This is a genomic window from Sporofaciens sp. SGI.106 (assembly GCF_050314255.1).
Taxonomy (GTDB): Bacteria; Bacillota; Clostridia; order Lachnospirales; family Lachnospiraceae; genus Claveliimonas.
On sequence record NZ_JBNPMZ010000007.1, the window covers coordinates 1 to 15,050 of the forward strand.

At 42.9% G+C, this 15,050-nt stretch carries 14 protein-coding genes and 1 other annotated feature; of the genes, 2 read left to right on the forward strand and 12 right to left on the reverse strand.

All coding sequences use genetic code 11. The features are described from left to right. Window positions 1-354 precede the first annotated feature (354 nt). From ACQRCC_RS06885 to rplM, 4 genes are all read right to left on the reverse strand, one after another. Window positions 355-858, reverse strand: coding sequence for a YkgJ family cysteine cluster protein (locus tag ACQRCC_RS06885; protein WP_427850078.1), 504 nt, complete (start codon window positions 856-858; stop codon window positions 355-357). A 110-nt stretch (window positions 859-968) separates the two neighbouring features. Next, complete coding sequence (locus ACQRCC_RS06890) at window positions 969-1,808, reverse strand: hypothetical protein (RefSeq protein WP_427850079.1); 840 nt, start codon at window positions 1,806-1,808, stop codon at window positions 969-971. 421 nt (window positions 1,809-2,229) lie between these two features. Next, a complete protein-coding gene (rpsI, locus tag ACQRCC_RS06895) occupies window positions 2,230-2,622 on the reverse strand; it encodes a 30S ribosomal protein S9 (RefSeq protein ID WP_427850080.1) in 393 nt (130 codons plus the stop codon). A 28-nt stretch (window positions 2,623-2,650) separates the two neighbouring features. Next, window positions 2,651-3,079, reverse strand: coding sequence for a 50S ribosomal protein L13 (rplM, locus tag ACQRCC_RS06900; RefSeq protein ID WP_427850081.1), 429 nt, complete (start codon window positions 3,077-3,079; stop codon window positions 2,651-2,653). A gap of 268 nt (window positions 3,080-3,347) precedes the next feature. Between rplM and ACQRCC_RS06905 the strand changes: the two genes are divergently transcribed. Beyond that, window positions 3,348-4,658: an alpha-amylase family glycosyl hydrolase gene (locus ACQRCC_RS06905; protein WP_427850082.1), complete on the forward strand. Its 1,311-nt coding sequence runs from the start codon at window positions 3,348-3,350 to the stop codon at window positions 4,656-4,658. A gap of 37 nt (window positions 4,659-4,695) precedes the next feature. Further along, window positions 4,696-5,649: a carbohydrate kinase family protein gene (locus ACQRCC_RS06910; protein WP_427850083.1), complete on the forward strand. Its 954-nt coding sequence runs from the start codon at window positions 4,696-4,698 to the stop codon at window positions 5,647-5,649. A 12-nt stretch (window positions 5,650-5,661) separates the two neighbouring features. On the opposite strand, the gene ACQRCC_RS06915 is transcribed toward ACQRCC_RS06910, so the two are convergent. The 8 genes from ACQRCC_RS06915 to ACQRCC_RS06950 all read right to left on the reverse strand — a co-directional run bounded on the left by ACQRCC_RS06915 (window position 5,662) and on the right by ACQRCC_RS06950 (window position 15,037). Then, window positions 5,662-6,174 (reverse strand): flavin reductase, encoded by a 513-nt coding sequence (locus ACQRCC_RS06915; protein ID WP_427850084.1) that lies wholly within the window; start codon window positions 6,172-6,174, stop codon window positions 5,662-5,664. A gap of 11 nt (window positions 6,175-6,185) precedes the next feature. Further along, window positions 6,186-7,409 carry a tyrosine--tRNA ligase gene (gene tyrS / locus ACQRCC_RS06920; protein ID WP_427850085.1) on the reverse strand — a complete coding sequence of 408 codons (1,224 nt, stop codon included), beginning with the start codon at window positions 7,407-7,409 and terminating at the stop codon, window positions 6,186-6,188. Between the two features lie 58 nt (window positions 7,410-7,467). Continuing rightward, window positions 7,468-7,712: a binding site (T-box leader), on the reverse strand. 44 nt (window positions 7,713-7,756) lie between these two features. Beyond that, complete coding sequence (locus tag ACQRCC_RS06925) at window positions 7,757-8,470, reverse strand: LytR/AlgR family response regulator transcription factor (protein ID WP_427850086.1); 714 nt, start codon at window positions 8,468-8,470, stop codon at window positions 7,757-7,759. Then, a complete protein-coding gene (locus tag ACQRCC_RS06930) occupies window positions 8,451-10,169 on the reverse strand; it encodes a LytS/YhcK type 5TM receptor domain-containing protein (RefSeq protein WP_427850087.1) in 1,719 nt (572 codons plus the stop codon). The genes ACQRCC_RS06925 and ACQRCC_RS06930 overlap by 20 nt, the downstream gene beginning before the upstream one ends. Window positions 10,170-10,308: 139 nt before the next feature. Next, the gene (locus ACQRCC_RS06935) at window positions 10,309-11,556 is read right to left on the reverse strand and encodes a dicarboxylate/amino acid:cation symporter (RefSeq protein ID WP_427850088.1); all 1,248 of its coding nucleotides are present in this window, start codon (window positions 11,554-11,556) and stop codon (window positions 10,309-10,311) included. Window positions 11,557-11,771: 215 nt separating this feature from the next. After that, on the reverse strand, window positions 11,772-13,763 hold the full coding sequence (locus ACQRCC_RS06940) for a sodium-translocating pyrophosphatase (RefSeq protein WP_427850089.1): 1,992 nt from the start codon (window positions 13,761-13,763) through the stop codon (window positions 11,772-11,774). 227 nt (window positions 13,764-13,990) lie between these two features. After that, window positions 13,991-14,752, reverse strand: a complete 762-nt coding sequence (locus ACQRCC_RS06945) for an acyl-CoA dehydratase activase (protein ID WP_427850090.1) — start codon at window positions 14,750-14,752, stop codon at window positions 13,991-13,993. A gap of 24 nt (window positions 14,753-14,776) precedes the next feature. Next, the gene (locus ACQRCC_RS06950) at window positions 14,777-15,037 is read right to left on the reverse strand and encodes a DUF3343 domain-containing protein (RefSeq protein ID WP_427850091.1); all 261 of its coding nucleotides are present in this window, start codon (window positions 15,035-15,037) and stop codon (window positions 14,777-14,779) included. Between the last annotated feature and the right edge of the window lie 13 nt (window positions 15,038-15,050).

A 15,050-nucleotide genomic window follows, 5' to 3' on the forward strand; every position in this document is an offset into this window, starting at 1 on the left:
GCTTAGGAGGCCCAGATACAAAACAATGTCAGCAGAAAGTATCTTTTTTCTATGTTTGACTGACTACACCACATGGTAATTAATATTATATACACATGTCCCTGAATGTATTAAATTTCTTTCATACACATAGTATATCATATGAGCAATTTTACCGCAATCAAAATTCGAATATTTGTTCTGTTATTACATAACACGCCAGAGAGACCGTCTGCAATTTTACAAACTTGAATCTTTTACCTTTCACGACGTCCCTCTGGCACTATAGAGCTTTCATCTCGGCAATCGAATTACCGAGGATTCCCGCTTTTTTATCCTAAAATGTGTTGTCTAAATAGTGTATACCATTTCATTTTATTTTTTGAACCCATATTCCTTTTTCAGCCTTTCATAGATTTCAAAAGCCACCGGACAAACAGACACCACATCTAACACACTATATAAACTCCACAAACGTTCCGGCTGATTCGTATACGGATATTTTTTACAGCTTTCAGGCTTGCAATCCCCCAATTTACAACTCCCGTCTGCGATTAAAAAGTCACATGGCTTATGCTTTGTCTGGTAATTCCCCTCGGAATCTTTCCCCAACAAATATTGTTCAGTAAAATCTGTAACGTCTATTCCCAAATACAGTGCGTCTTTCTCAACATCTTCCTCCGGAATACTTCCATGATACATCTTGCAGCAATTTCTACATCTATTACAATCATATTGTGCGAACAACTCGTCATGCAATGCTAAAAACTGTTGATCCAATTCTTTTTCATCTGCATTACACTTTAAAAATGTTCTGAATTCCAGATTCTCATTCTCTCTTTTCTGTGCTTCAAATTTAACTTTTCTTGGCGCTAACATAAAGTCTCATACCTCTCGATTTTACTTCATAACTTTGCAACTCATTTATATAGATTCTACCACAGCTTTATATAAAATGATAAAAAGCCCGTGAATTTTTTCAAAATCTTTTACACCAGATATTTATTCACCAGTTTTTCTATTGTTTTTGTATTGAGGATTGTACTTTCCGTTTCAAAAGTAAGAATTAATTTTTCTCCCGGGAAAATATTATTATTTTCATATGCTTCTATCTTTTTAACTGCATTTCTTGCATATATCGGATCATCCATCCTCCCGTCATGTTCCCAGTATATTTCTCCCCCTGTTTTTTGCGAAAGGAATGTGAAGTCCGGATAAACTGTTCCGTAACCCTTTAAGTACAGTGGACATTCATACTTATACTCGATTTTGTTCCTGAAGAAATAATCTGCCATGATTTTCTCAGATTTCGAACGTACTCTTTCACCGCGTTCTGTTAATATCAAGGGAAGTCCTTCCTGAAATTCTTTTCCCTGGTATTTTTCTACATTCCATTCGTCAACAAGCTGCTTCCATGTTGGCTCCACAGGCGTAATGAGGGCTTGCCTGCCTGCATGCAGAGATGTGAAAAGCTCCTCGATCTCATCATCTGAATAATCTCTCATGATTTTCTTAATCTGCTTTAGTCTCGATTCTGCCTTTTTTACCACAGATAAGTTGTAAGTTTTCTGAGCTAGCTCTTGAGGTAAGTATTTGTCTGATTTCGGAATATAGATTCCACTATTATCTTCTGTACAATGATAATATCTGATTTTGTTTTTATCTTTGGAAATTCTAAGGTGCCCATCCGGTGCTGTAGCCAAGCCTTCTTTTGCTTTTTCAACAATGTTTTCCAGATACTTCTGCTCCTGTAAGAGCATATGTTTTAAACCTCGCATAGCTTTTTCTCCTTCTATTGACTTATATTTGATTTTGGGAATTGCGGTCATCCTTCTTCGATGACTTGAGTGACTTGTTTTTGATTTCTTGGATTTGCAGTCATCCTTCTTCGATGACTTGAGTGACTTGTTTTTGATTTCTTGGATTTGCAGTCATCCTTCTTCGACGACTTGAGTGACTTGTTTGAGATTTCTTGGATTTGCGGTCATCATCTAACCCTGACCCAGGTGACTTGATTAAAGTATAATTGAATCTACGGTCAACGACTTGACAAGATATGAAGAAATCCCGGAAACAAAATTGCTTCCGGGACAAAAATCTTTTTGATATCTTCGAAACAGACTCGAGAAAACTTCGTTTTCTCTCGTTGTCGCTTTGAAACAGACTCGAGAAAACTTCGTTTTCTCTCGTTGTCGCTTTGAAACAGACTCGAGAAAACTTCGTTTTCTCTCGTTGTCGCTTCGCTCCAAATTAACGTTTTGAGAACTGTGGTGCGCGACGAGCTGCTTTGAGACCGTATTTCTTACGTTCTTTCATACGTGGATCACGTGTTAAGAATCCGGCTTTCTTAAGAACCGGTCTGTAATCTTCATCTGCCTGAAGAAGAGCTCTGGAGATACCATGGCGGATTGCTCCTGCCTGTCCTGTGTATCCGCCACCTTTTACGTTAACGATTACGTCAAATTTTCCGTCTGTCTCTGTAGCAACTAACGGCTGACGAACGATAACTTTCAGTGTCTCAAGTCCAAGATACTCATCGATATCTCTTTTATTTATAGTAATCTTACCTGTTCCCGGTACTAAATATACTCTTGCGATTGATTTTTTTCTTCTTCCTGTTCCGTAGAATTTTGCTGTAGCCATTTTATATCCTCCTTTCGACCATTCCTAATTAAAATTTCAGTTCTACTGGCTTCTGAGCCTGCTGCTCATGCTCTGGTCCAGCATATACATGAAGTTTCTTAATCATGGATCTTCCTAAAGGTCCCTTCGGAAGCATGCCTTTTACAGCGAGTTCGATAACCTTCTCCGGCTTCTTGTCCATCATCTCTGCTAATGTTGTCTCTCTCATTCCTCCAACATAATCAGAGTGATTGTAGTATACCTTCTGGCTCATTTTCTTACCAGTTACTTTTACCTTCTCTGCGTTTACAACTACTACATAATCTCCTGTGTCGATATGTGGTGTAAATTCAGGTTTGTTCTTTCCTCTTAAAACCTTAGCTACTTCGGAAGCTAAACGTCCTAATGTATATCCTGCAGCGTCAACTACATACCATTTTCTTTCAATCTTGTCTGGACTAGCCATATAAGTTTTCATTGGTTTACCTCCTATGAATCATTACATCTCTTTACTATTATCTTTCTATCGAAATCAGTCGCTTCCGGGGCTTTGGCTGCGCTGTTTCTCCTTTTGTCATACTGTTATAGTATATTCCATCCTCTATTTCCTGTCAACCATTTTTTTGCGTTTTTCTGCGCTTTTTCCTTACTCTTTTTATTATACTTTTCTGAAAGAAGTCTGTAAATATCCAATAAAAAATGTTAAAATAATGCAATGACAGCAATTTGGAAAGAGAGGACTGCTTATGTGGGCTTATAACAGTGTATTTTATCAAATTTATCCGATTGGATTTACCGGAGCACCGACCTCAAATGACGGAAAGGTCGTTCCCAGGATTTTGAAGCTGAAGGAATGGACCGAGTATTTAGAAAATCTGGGCATTTCTTCTATATTACTGAATCCAATTTTCGAATCCGATAACCACGGGTATGACACCCGGGATTTCCGAAAAATTGACTGCCGACTTGGAACAAACGAAGACTTTGCCGAGGTATGTCAGGATTTGCATGATCACAATATTAAAATCGTTCTGGATGGTGTTTTTAATCATGTAGGTCGCGGTTTCTGGGCATTTCGCGATGTTCAGGAAAAGAAATGGGATTCCCCGTACAAAGACTGGTTCCATCTGAATTTTGACGGAAACAGCTGCTATAATGATGGTTTCTGGTATGAGGGATGGGAAGGACATTATGAGCTTGTTAAGCTGAACCTTCAGAATCCTGCCGTCGTAGATTATCTGCTTGACTGCGTCAAATTCTGGATTGATACCTTTGACATCGACGGGCTTCGCCTGGATGTTGCATACTGTCTGGATCATAACTTTATGCGAAGACTCCGGACATTTTCACAGGAAATAAAACCGGATTTTGCCCTGATCGGCGAGGTTTTGTTTGGGGATTATAATTTAATCGTTAATGACGAGATGCTGCACAGCTGTACCAATTACGAATGTTATAAAGGGCTTTTTTCCAGCTTTAATTCTATGAATATGTTTGAGATCGCCCATTCCCTGCACCGGCAGTTCGGTTCTGACCAATGGTGTATTTACCGTGGTAAGCATCTGATGACCTTTGCGGATAATCATGATGTCACCCGTCTTGCCAGCATCCTTACTAACAAGGCTCATATACCGCTTGCCTATGGACTGCTGCTTGGCATGCCCGGGGTTCCCTGCATCTATTATGGAAGCGAGTGGGGCGCAGAAGGACAGAAAGCACCGGACAATGACTACGCACTTCGTCCATGTTTCGAGAAACCGGAACCGAATGAGCTCACTTCATTTATAAAAGATCTCATCCGTGTCCGCCAGTCAAGTGACGGTCTCTGCAATGGTTCTTATCGCAATGTGGTTCTTACTAACCACCAGCTCATTTTTGAACGGGCTTCTGAAAATGAGAAAGTTTTTGTTGCGATCAATGCCTCCGGAGATGCATTTACAGCCAGTCACGGAGATTTAAACGGAAGTGTAACAGACCTCCTGACCAATGAGGAGATGCAGCTGAATGGTCAGCTTGATATGCCTCCTTACAGTGTAAAATATTTGAAGTTCTGTTAATACAATCAGGTGTCCGGATAAGAAAGGAGAAAACAGTATGGGAAATTCAACAGATTTTATTATAATAGGCGCAGCTATCATCGATGTTCTGGCGCAGCCGGTAAACCCGGACGTTTTCTCTACCGGATCACATCCTGCGGATCAGATTGCCATGCAGACCGGAGGCGACGCCCTGAATGAAGCTTCAGTTCTGGCTGCTATGGGCGGATCTGTTCGCCTCGTCAGCAAAATCGGCCAGGATTCTGCCGGGGAGTTTCTGCTGGACACCTGCCGTAAACGCGGAATAAAAACAGACAGCATTTCACAGGACCCGGCTATTTCCACAGGAATCAATGTGGTTTTTGTTGACGCAGACGGAGAACGGCATTTCATCACTTCTCCAAACGGAAGTCTCAGAAAACTCTGTCCGTCTGACATCCCTGATGATGCACTGGAAGACGGCGCCATCCTGTGCTTTGCCAGCATTTTCGTAGCTCCTACCTTTGATAATGCGGCACTCGCAAATCTATTTTCTTATGCAAAACAAAAAGGTATGATTCTGTGTGCAGATATGACCAAGCGAAAAAACGGTGAGAATATTGCAGATATGAAAGACTGTCTCTCGCTGTTGGATTATATTTTCCCCAATTATGAGGAGGCAGCTCTTTTGACCGGTCTGAACGACTGGGACGAAATTGCAGAGGCCTTTCTGGACTGCGGCGTAAAACATGTCATTTTGAAAGCGGGGAAAAAAGGATGTTTTATCAAGTCCAAATCCGAACGTTTCTGGATTCCGGCTTATCCTTCCGCAAAATGCATAGATACCACAGGTGCAGGCGACACCTTTACTGCCTGTTTCCTGTACGCACTCAGAAAAGGATTATCCCTGCCGGAATGCGGTCAATTTGCAAATTCCGGAGCCTCCATCTGTATTGAACAGGTTGGAGCCTCCGGAATTATTAAAAATATAGATCAGATTTTAGAGCGCTGCCCCGGGATATCCATCGACTAATCCCGCCTGCGCTTATTCACCTTTTACCAAAACCTTCTGGATTTCTGCAATATACATGGTGTGGTAATCTTTATCAGGATACCATTTTGCATCATTTTCCGGCGCATCAAAGCACTCCGGTTTCATTTCCTGATGGTACATCTTTTTGCATACAAAGATCATTTCTGCCTCATCCACTCCGACTGTTCCATCTACAGCTACCGGATGCAGACCTGCCATCTCCCATTTATCCTTTACTTCCCTTCCCGAAAAGCTTCCGCAGAAATTCAACGCTTTTCTGTAATCTTCTGCCAGGAAAGAAATGGTGAATAACTCACTGTTGTCCACAAATTCCTTTGTGTATCTCTGAGGACGGATGTATACTGTAGCTGCCTGCTTGCCCCACATAATACCCAGACCACCCCAACTGGCCGTCATTGTATTACAATTTTCTTCCGTTCCGGCACTGAGCAGCATCCACTGCTTTCCGATTTTATTAAACGGATTAAATGATAAATCTTCTATTTTTATTTCTTTAAATTCCATATCTTTCACTCCTATTTCACAACAACCTTACGGAAATTCTTCTTACCTTTCTTTACGATCAGGCCTTCGCCTTCCATGTCTGCTGCCGCAAATGACTGATAAATGTCAGTCACCTTCTCACCGTCTACAGCCACACCGCCCTGCTGTACTGCGCGGCGTGCCTCAGACTTGGACGGAACCAGACCACTTTTTACCATCATAGTAAGAATGTCAATATTGCCATCTGTAAAATCATCCGCCGTAAGCTCTGCGGTCGGCATATCTGCTGCCGCCCCCTGACTAAAGAGCGCTCTCGCAGACTCCTGTGCTTTCTTCGCCTCTTCTTCGCCGTGTACCAGTTTGGTCAGCTCGTATGCAAGAATTTCTTTTGCTGTATTAAGCTGAGCACCTTCCCAGGAATCCATCTTATCAATTTCCTCAAGCGGGAGGAAGGTCAGCATACGGATACATTTTAATACATCTGCATCCGCAACATTTCTCCAGTACTGGTAGAAATCAAACGGAGATGTCTTATTCGGATCAAGCCATACAGCACCGCTCTGCGTCTTTCCCATCTTCTTTCCTTCTGAGTTAAGAAGAAGAGTAATCGTCATAGCACTTGCATCTTTTCCAAGTTTACGGCGAATCAGCTCTGTACCGCCAAGCATATTGCTCCACTGGTCATCTCCACCGAACTGCAGATTGCATCCATATTTCTGGTATAATGCATAGAAATCGTAGCTCTGCATAATCATGTAATTGAATTCCAGGAAGCTGAGTCCTTTTTCCATTCTCTGCTTGTAACACTCCGCTGCCAGCATACGGTTAACGGAGAAATGAGCACCCACTTCACGCAGAACTTCAATATAATTCAGATCCATCAGCCAGTCTGCGTTATTTACCATCAATGCCTTTCCATCTGAAAAATCAATAAAACGGCTCATCTGCTTTTTAAAGCACTCGCAGTTATGCTGAATGGTCTCCGGTGTCATCATCTGGCGCATATCTGTTCTGCCGGACGGATCTCCAATCATGGCAGTACCTCCGCCGATCAGAGCGATTGGCTTATTTCCGGCCTCCTGCAGACGCTTCATCAGGCAAAGCGCCATAAAATGTCCTACATGAAGGCTGTCTGCTGTCGGGTCAAATCCGATGTAAAATGTTGCCTTTCCATTATTCACCAGATCTCTGATTAATTCCTCATCTGTAACCTGTGCGATCAGTCCTCTCGCCTGTAATTCTTCATAAATTCCCATCTTTCTTCTCCTCTTCTTTTATACTCTCTTTTTTACGAAAAAAATACCTCGTCCTTATAATAAGGACGAGGTTATATTCCCGTGGTACCACCTTGATTCACCATGGACTCACACCCACAGTCTCACCCGGCTGCTTACACAGCCCGAACAAATAACGCATGTCTTACGCCGCAGCCTACTCGTTTTCTTTCGGTACGGAGCTCCAAGATGTATTCACAAACGGTTCCTTCATGCGCCTCTCATCTCCCGGCTGCTTTCTGTATGGGTGCCCCGGCTGCTACTTTTTCTTTTCAAAGCCTTTTACTCTCTTTGCCTGATTGATATGCTATCGCATTTTTACTCTTTTGTCAACACCCAAGCAGCTGTCGGAGCACTTTGACCTTATCCCGTCCAATCGGAAGGATATTATCATCGTAACCCTTCATTCTCAGACAGAAGCTGTTACTGCCCCACGGGAATACCTCCCTCACTTTATCCAGATTGATCAGATAGCTCTTATGCATCCGGAAGAACTGCATTCCTTCCAGGCGCTTCTCATACTCTCCAAGAGATTTACTCTCGTAATACTCATTTCCTTCCGCGTGAATCATGCATCCCCGGTTGTATGTTTCAATATAAACAATGTTCTGGATGTCCTCGAAAATGGTCTTCCCATTGCTGTTGATCGCAATCCGTTTTGGTGCCTCCTGCTCCGGTTTTGCTGTCTGCTCTGCAAAGCATTTTTTCAGCACTTTCTCAAGCCTCTTTTTATCATAAGGCTTCATGACATAGTCTTCTACTTCCAGCTCAAATGCCTGAACCGCGTATTCCGAATATGCAGTTACGAATACGATTTTTACTCCCGGCTGCATATTTTTCAGTGCATTAACCAGAACCGTTCCATTAATGTCCCCCAGATTAATGTCCAGGAAAATGATGTCAAATTTCCTGCTGCCTGCCAGTTCCAATGCGGCTGCTCCGCAATCCCCTTCCTCAATCTCCGCATCCGGCAGAAGTTCCAGAAGCTGATGCTTAAGTTCACTCCTTGCCGGTCTCTCATCATCAATGACCGCTATCCTCATTCTCTTTCTCCTTTGTCTTCTCCTTCACAAATTCCAACCTGACACTGCTGCCTTTTTCAGTACTTGTGATTTTTAATCCGTGTTCTTTTCCGTAAATACTCTGCATCCTTTTATGTACGTTGCTAAGTCCAATGCTGCTTCCGATGGGTTCTCCCTGTTCCAGCCTCTCCAGTACTCCATCGGCAAATCCCTGTCCGCAATCGCTGATTACAACTACAAACATTTCTGACTCTTCCCAGATACGGATATGAACGATTCTGCGTCCTCTTGCATCCTTGCCATGACGCACAGCGTTTTCCACAATCGGCTGAAGAATCAGCGTTGGAATCTGAATATTCATCTGCTCCGGAAGTTCATAACTTACTTCCAGCTTATCCTCAAATCTGGCCTTCTCAATCGCCAGATAATCTCTCACATGGTTCAACTCTTCCTCCATTGGCACCAGGTACGCTTCATAGTCCAGATTATAGCGGAAATAATTAGCAAGTATAATCAAAAGTTCTCTTGCACGCTCCGGATCCTCCCTGCACACACAGGAAATCGTGTTCAATGCGTTAAAGAGAAAATGCGGGTTTACCTGAAACTGAAGTGCCTTGAACTCCGCCTTCTGGCGCATCATAGTCTGATGTTCAAAATCCGCCATCGCTATCTGAAAAGAACCGATTGTCACAAAGTTCTGCAGAAGCTCCAGCTCACTCTGGCGAAATACCCACTGCTTTTTCATCCAGACGATCATACAGCCCACGGATTGTTCCTGAATTACAAATGGAACCGCCACAAGTGAGAATTCTTTCATACAATCATATAAAGGACTGGTAAGAGGCACCTGGTACAAAGTCGCCATCTCCATATGCTCCATGGCATCCTTTCCAATCTGCAGGATATCTTCTTCGTTCTCCGGTTCATACTCTATCTCTTTTTTCTTCCATGTCAGAATTTTAGTTCGGTCTGTAATCATCACACCGACCCAGTCTGTTTCCTGTAACATAATATCTGCCATTTCTTCCATATTACCCGACCCCTGGAATCCTTCCCGAAGTAAAGGCAGAGCTTTTTTGGAAAGACCGGACGCAATCTGCAGCTGCCGGCTGCTTTCCTCATCCTGCTGGATGAACACCGTGTTAAACACAGAGATAAAAATCAGGATACCAATTGCATTCAGAAGAATCATCGGAATCGATTTTGGGAGAATGGTCTCCAGTTTTACATGGACCGTCACCGTCAGCCGGAGGAGTGCCACCATCTCGCACACCTCTGCAAAGCAGGCAAGCAGAAACAAATCCTTATACTTCCATTTTCCCCTTTGGAAATATGGATAAAACCCACCGCCAAGAAGTCCGAATATCATGGTAGAAAAAGCCGATGCCATTGCAAAAGCCTGAGGTGTGGAGAAAAAATATACATAAATAGCACCGATCAGAGACGCATACAGACCCACAATGGGCCCTCCCAGCAGGCCTGCCGCCATCGCACCAATCAGACGGGTATTCAGACTGTAGCTGCCAATATCAATTCCTGTATACGTGGACAAAATAATCATTCCGCCAAATATCACTGCCAAAAAGGCCTGACTTTTCCAGCTTCTGCGTTCCTGAAGAATGACATCCTGGACAATCTTCAATTTGGACAGAAGGCTGGCTACCATAACCTGAAGGCTGATATTCAATATCAGTTGAAATATTAACTGATTTGCTTTCATAAGGATTTCCTCCTGACTACATTTCTTTTCTTATCATACCATCTTTCTGTATAAAGCAAAAGTCCCCGGTACATCTATTCCAGATACACCAGAGACTTTTTTGAGAGTTATGTATGATTTAGTAAACGTGATTGGCTAATTAATAAGTAACTACTTTCTTTTCGTTGTATACGTCACGGTCCAGTTCTCCAAGTTTACTTGCTACCAGCATTCCTACCATAACGTCAACGTCTACGTTCATCAGTGTACGGAACATACCTGCAAACCAGTCAATACCGATCAGAACTGCAATACTTTCCAGAGGAAGTCCCAATGAGGATGCCAGGAATGTATATACGATTACAGAACCACCCGGTACAGAGATTGTACCCATACACATGAGACAGGATAACAAGATTGCCATACCCATCTGATATACAGTCATTTCAATTCCAGTAGACTGTGCCATGAAGAAAATTGCTGCCACATAGCACTGTGCTGCACCACAGCTGTTCATGGACATGGTAATCGGTCCTGTAAAGTCTGCCACCTTACGGCTGATACCAAACTTGGTAACCTCGTCTTCCATTTTAGTTGGAAGGCAGATAGCTCCGGAAGTTGTTGTTACAGCCATAATGGACATCTTAGCAAATTTCTTCGGCATTTTTGCCGGATTTACCTTGCAGAGAGCTGCTGTAAATGGTCCAAATAACAGGAACTGAATTGCATCACCAATCAGGAGAAGCAGAAGGAATTTCATCATCGGGATGATAACCTTAAGTCCTGTAGAACCTGCTACGTTAGCAAGCAGACAGAAGATACCGATTGGCGCAATGTTCATAACTGTCTTGATAATATTTGTGATAATAGAATTTAATCCTTTTACCCACTCTACCATGTTGCGGTTTCCGCTCTGTCTTGTGTATGCACCCATTGCAATACCGAAGAACAGGGAGAATACGATACATGGAACCATTGCACTGTCTGCCATAGATCCAATGATGTTTGTCGGTACGAATCCTAAAATTGTTTCCTGCAGAGAAGAAGATTCTACAGCTGCATTTGCCACTTCCTCAGCGCTTGCAATCTCGATTCCGATTCCCGGTTTTAACAGCATGGAAAGAACTACACCAAAACCTGCTGAAATTACTGTAAAACCAATAATCCACTTAAATGTATGGAATCCCATTTTTCCGACATCCTGTCCGTCACCGCTTCCTACTGCCGCTGCTACTGCAGACATAACCAGAAGTACAACTGACATCTGAATCAGACGAATAAAAATATCACCAATAAATTTCAAATTAGAAGCCCATGGCCCCACAACTGCTCCAAATACAATACCGCCTACCGTTGCAATCAGGATCTGCGTCGTAAGAGGTATTGAAAACCCTTTTTTCTTTTCCATCTCTCGTCACCTTTTCCTTATTTCATTTTCTCATTCCGTTTTTGAAATGGCCGTTTCAAATGTTTGATTTTATTTTATATTTTTTTAAGAATTAATCAATAGATTTTGTCTGAACGGTTATTTTTGACGGGTGAATGGTATTTTCAGGTGCAAAAAGCGGGAATCCAAACCGAAGTCTGAATTCCCGCTTTTCAATTTTATTCAAAATCTGTATTTTATAATAATCCGCCAATAGCCATGAACAGTGGTGCAAATACCAGTGAAACAACTGTCATAAGCTTGATCAGGATGTTGATAGACGGTCCTGATGTATCCTTGAACGGGTCACCTACCGTATCACCAACAACTGCTGCCTTATGAGCTTCGCTTCCTTTTCCGCCGTGATGTCCTGTCTCGATATACTTCTTCGCATTGTCCCATGCTCCACCGGAGTTGGACATGAAGATTGCCATCAAAACACCTGATACAAGTGCACCGCCAAGAAGTCCGCCAAGTGCTTCCGGTCCCAGAACAACACCAACAAGGATCGGCACTACTACTGCCATGATACCAGGAACCAGCATCTCGTGAAGAGCTGCTGTTGTAGAGATTGCCACACAGGATGTATAATCCGGCTTCTCTGTTCCCTTCATGATGCCCGGTTTCTCACGGAACTGACGTCTTACTTCCTCAATCATCTTGTAAGCAGCCTTAGATACGGAATCCATAGTCATAGCTGAGAACAGGAAGGTAAGAGTACCACCAATAAAGAGACCGATAACTACTAACGGATCAAGGATATTGATCGCATCAAGCTCTACAGCCTGTGCATAGGACACGAACAGAGCAAGTGCTGTCAGTGCTGCAGAACCTATCGCAAAACCTTTACCCATAGCTGCAGTTGTATTACCTACAGAGTCAAGCTTATCTGTGATTTCACGAACAGACTCATCTAATCCGGACATTTCCGCAATACCGCCGGCATTATCTGCAATCGGACCATATGCGTCAACTGCTACGGTAATACCAGTTGTAGAAAGCATACCTACCGCTGCAAGAGCGATACCATACAGACCGGATACCATAAATGCGATAAAGATACCGATACAGATCAGGATCATCGGAATCGCTGTAGACTGCATACCTACTGCAATACCACTGATAATCGTTGTAGCCGGTCCTGTCTCGGACTGCTCACCAATCTTCTGAACCGGTTTATAGTCAGCCGATGTGTAATACTCTGTTACGTTACCGATAATAACACCAACAATGAGACCAGCAATAACTGCGATTGCGGCACTCATATTTCCGAATAAAACATTACTCATTACAACTGCGCAGATAACAACAATTGCTGCTGAAACATAGCTTCCTTTTGAAAGAGCTTTCTGAGGATCGGTATTCTCCCCACCTTTTACAAAGAAAGAAGCAATGATAGAAGCAACAAGACCGATTGCTGCAATTGCTAACGGGAATAATACTCCGGCATCTTTCACACCACCTGAAACAGCAATTCCAAGTGTAAGTGCAGATACAAGAGAACCTACATAAGATTCGAACAGGTCAGCGCCCATACCGGCAACATCACCTACGTTATCTCCTACGTTATCAGCGATAACAGCCGGATTACGCGGGTCGTCCTCCGGGATTCCTGCTTCGACTTTACCTACCAGGTCTGCTCCAACGTCAGCAGCTTTTGTGTAGATACCACCGCCAACACGGGCAAAAAGTGCTACAGAAGAAGCACCCATACTAAATCCGGAGAGAACTCCCGGATTACCTGTAGCAAGGTAAACAAGGCTGACACCCAGTGTTCCAAGACCTGCTACGCACATTCCCATAACAGCTCCGCCTGAGAATGCGATAGAAAGTGCTTTGTTCATTCCGCTCTCTTTTGCTGCATTTGCTGTTCTGACATTTGCCTTTGTAGCCACTGTCATACCACAATATCCAGCAATAATAGAGAATAATGCACCGCCAACGAATGCGATGGCAGTTACCCAGCTCTTAAGGCCAAGTCCGATTAAAACAAATACAACAGCGATAAAGATTACAAGAATCTTATACTCTGCTTTGAGGAAAGCCTGTGCGCCCTCACTGATTGCGCCTGCAATCTCCTTCATTCTGTCGGTTCCCATATCCTGCTTGTTTACTTTTGCCGCAAGGTATGCTGCAAAAAGCAGTGCAAGAACTCCGAAAAGAGGAACCACTTTTAATAACATCTCCATTTCTAAAATCCTCCCACAGATTTAATCATTTTAATTATACTAACACAAGGTTATGTATAATTTCCATCCATTTTTTCAATTTTAACACATTTGGACAATTTTTATTATTATTGTTATCCATTTTCTTAAATTTTAACGAGAATAAATTTCATTTTCTTTCTTTAATTGTCCGAATCGTTTCTACAAATGAATAAAATACATCTCTATTCCACAAAAAAAGAAGTCAATTATCTTGACTTCTCTTCCGCTAGAATTGCTGCTCCCAGAGCTCCCGCAAAACGGCCAAACTCTGTCGGCTTCACTGTTTTTCCTATTTTTTCCGATAATATTTTTGTAAAATATGTACTGTGGCTAAGTCCTCCCGTCAGAATAATCTGATCCGGAAGACTCTTTCTCTGACTGAGCTGAGCCACCTTGGCTGCTACTGAATCTACTACTCCCGCAGCAATATCCTCCCTTTTTCTGCCCTCTCCGATGTAATTGATAACCTCGGACTCTGCAAACACGGTACAAAGAGAACTAATAGGAAGAACTGTTCCTGCTTCCGCCATATCAAAAAGCTCCTGAAGCGTAATCCCCAGCCTGTTCGCCATAATCTCAAGGAATTTACCTGTTCCGGCAGAACATTTGTCGTTCATCAAAAAGTCCTGCACCATTCCATGTTCTACAATAATCACCTTGGTGTCTTGTCCACCCACGTCGATAATCGCGCCGTTATCTCCGGCCAGCTCTCTTCCGCCTCTTGCGTGACAGGTGATTTCCGTAATCACATAATCTGCAAAATCCACTGCCACACGACCATAACCGGTAGCAACTACTTTTACAGATTCTGACAGAACATCTATCCCGTCAATTAACAGCTTTTCTTTAATTGTCTCAGTTGTTTCCTTACTGCTCCATCCGGTAGGCATCACAAAGTGCTTTTCCTGTTCTCCCCGCACCACTACCTTAGATGCTGTAGAACCAATGTCTATTCCTACGTAATACATATCTGTCTCCTTCTCTATTGATTCTTAACAATATCTGTCCCGGTTGGGATTCACGTCCTTCTCCACCTCGGCGATTTTTAAAATCTCAATATGATGGTCCCGGACACACTGCTCAACGATTTCTACATCTTCCTTCTGAATCAGCAAAGAAATCCCACAGCATTTACTGGCAACCCTCGGGGTTGGGGCTATTACCGCCTTTACCCCGAGTGCTTTTAGTTCCTTATGAAGCCGCATTCCATTATCATGGTTGGGAAACAACACATAATACTGTATCTCCTTCATGATAAATCCCGAC

What these genes read in the sequence shown, in the direction of transcription:
- ACQRCC_RS06915 (WP_427850084.1), bottom strand. Translation starts at nt 6,174, where the DNA reads ATGGAATTTAAAGAAATAAAAATAGAAGATTTATCATTTAATCCGTTT.
- rplM (WP_427850081.1), bottom strand. Translation starts at nt 3,079, where the DNA reads ATGAAAACTTATATGGCTAGTCCAGACAAGATTGAAAGAAAATGGTAT.
- ACQRCC_RS06885 (WP_427850078.1), bottom strand. Translation starts at nt 858, where the DNA reads ATGTTAGCGCCAAGAAAAGTTAAATTTGAAGCACAGAAAAGAGAGAAT.
- tyrS (WP_427850085.1), bottom strand. Translation starts at nt 7,409, where the DNA reads ATGGGAATTTATGAAGAATTACAGGCGAGAGGACTGATCGCACAGGTT.
- ACQRCC_RS06925 (WP_427850086.1), bottom strand. Translation starts at nt 8,470, where the DNA reads ATGAGGATAGCGGTCATTGATGATGAGAGACCGGCAAGGAGTGAACTT.
- ACQRCC_RS06950 (WP_427850091.1), bottom strand. Translation starts at nt 15,037, where the DNA reads ATGAAGGAGATACAGTATTATGTGTTGTTTCCCAACCATGATAATGGA.
- ACQRCC_RS06910 (WP_427850083.1), top strand. Translation starts at nt 4,696, where the DNA reads ATGGGAAATTCAACAGATTTTATTATAATAGGCGCAGCTATCATCGAT.
- ACQRCC_RS06935 (WP_427850088.1), bottom strand. Translation starts at nt 11,556, where the DNA reads ATGGAAAAGAAAAAAGGGTTTTCAATACCTCTTACGACGCAGATCCTG.
- ACQRCC_RS06930 (WP_427850087.1), bottom strand. Translation starts at nt 10,169, where the DNA reads ATGAAAGCAAATCAGTTAATATTTCAACTGATATTGAATATCAGCCTT.
- ACQRCC_RS06945 (WP_427850090.1), bottom strand. Translation starts at nt 14,752, where the DNA reads ATGTATTACGTAGGAATAGACATTGGTTCTACAGCATCTAAGGTAGTG.
- ACQRCC_RS06890 (WP_427850079.1), bottom strand. Translation starts at nt 1,808, where the DNA reads ATGACCGCAATTCCCAAAATCAAATATAAGTCAATAGAAGGAGAAAAA.
- rpsI (WP_427850080.1), bottom strand. Translation starts at nt 2,622, where the DNA reads ATGGCTACAGCAAAATTCTACGGAACAGGAAGAAGAAAAAAATCAATC.
- ACQRCC_RS06905 (WP_427850082.1), top strand. Translation starts at nt 3,348, where the DNA reads ATGTGGGCTTATAACAGTGTATTTTATCAAATTTATCCGATTGGATTT.
- ACQRCC_RS06940 (WP_427850089.1), bottom strand. Translation starts at nt 13,763, where the DNA reads ATGGAGATGTTATTAAAAGTGGTTCCTCTTTTCGGAGTTCTTGCACTG.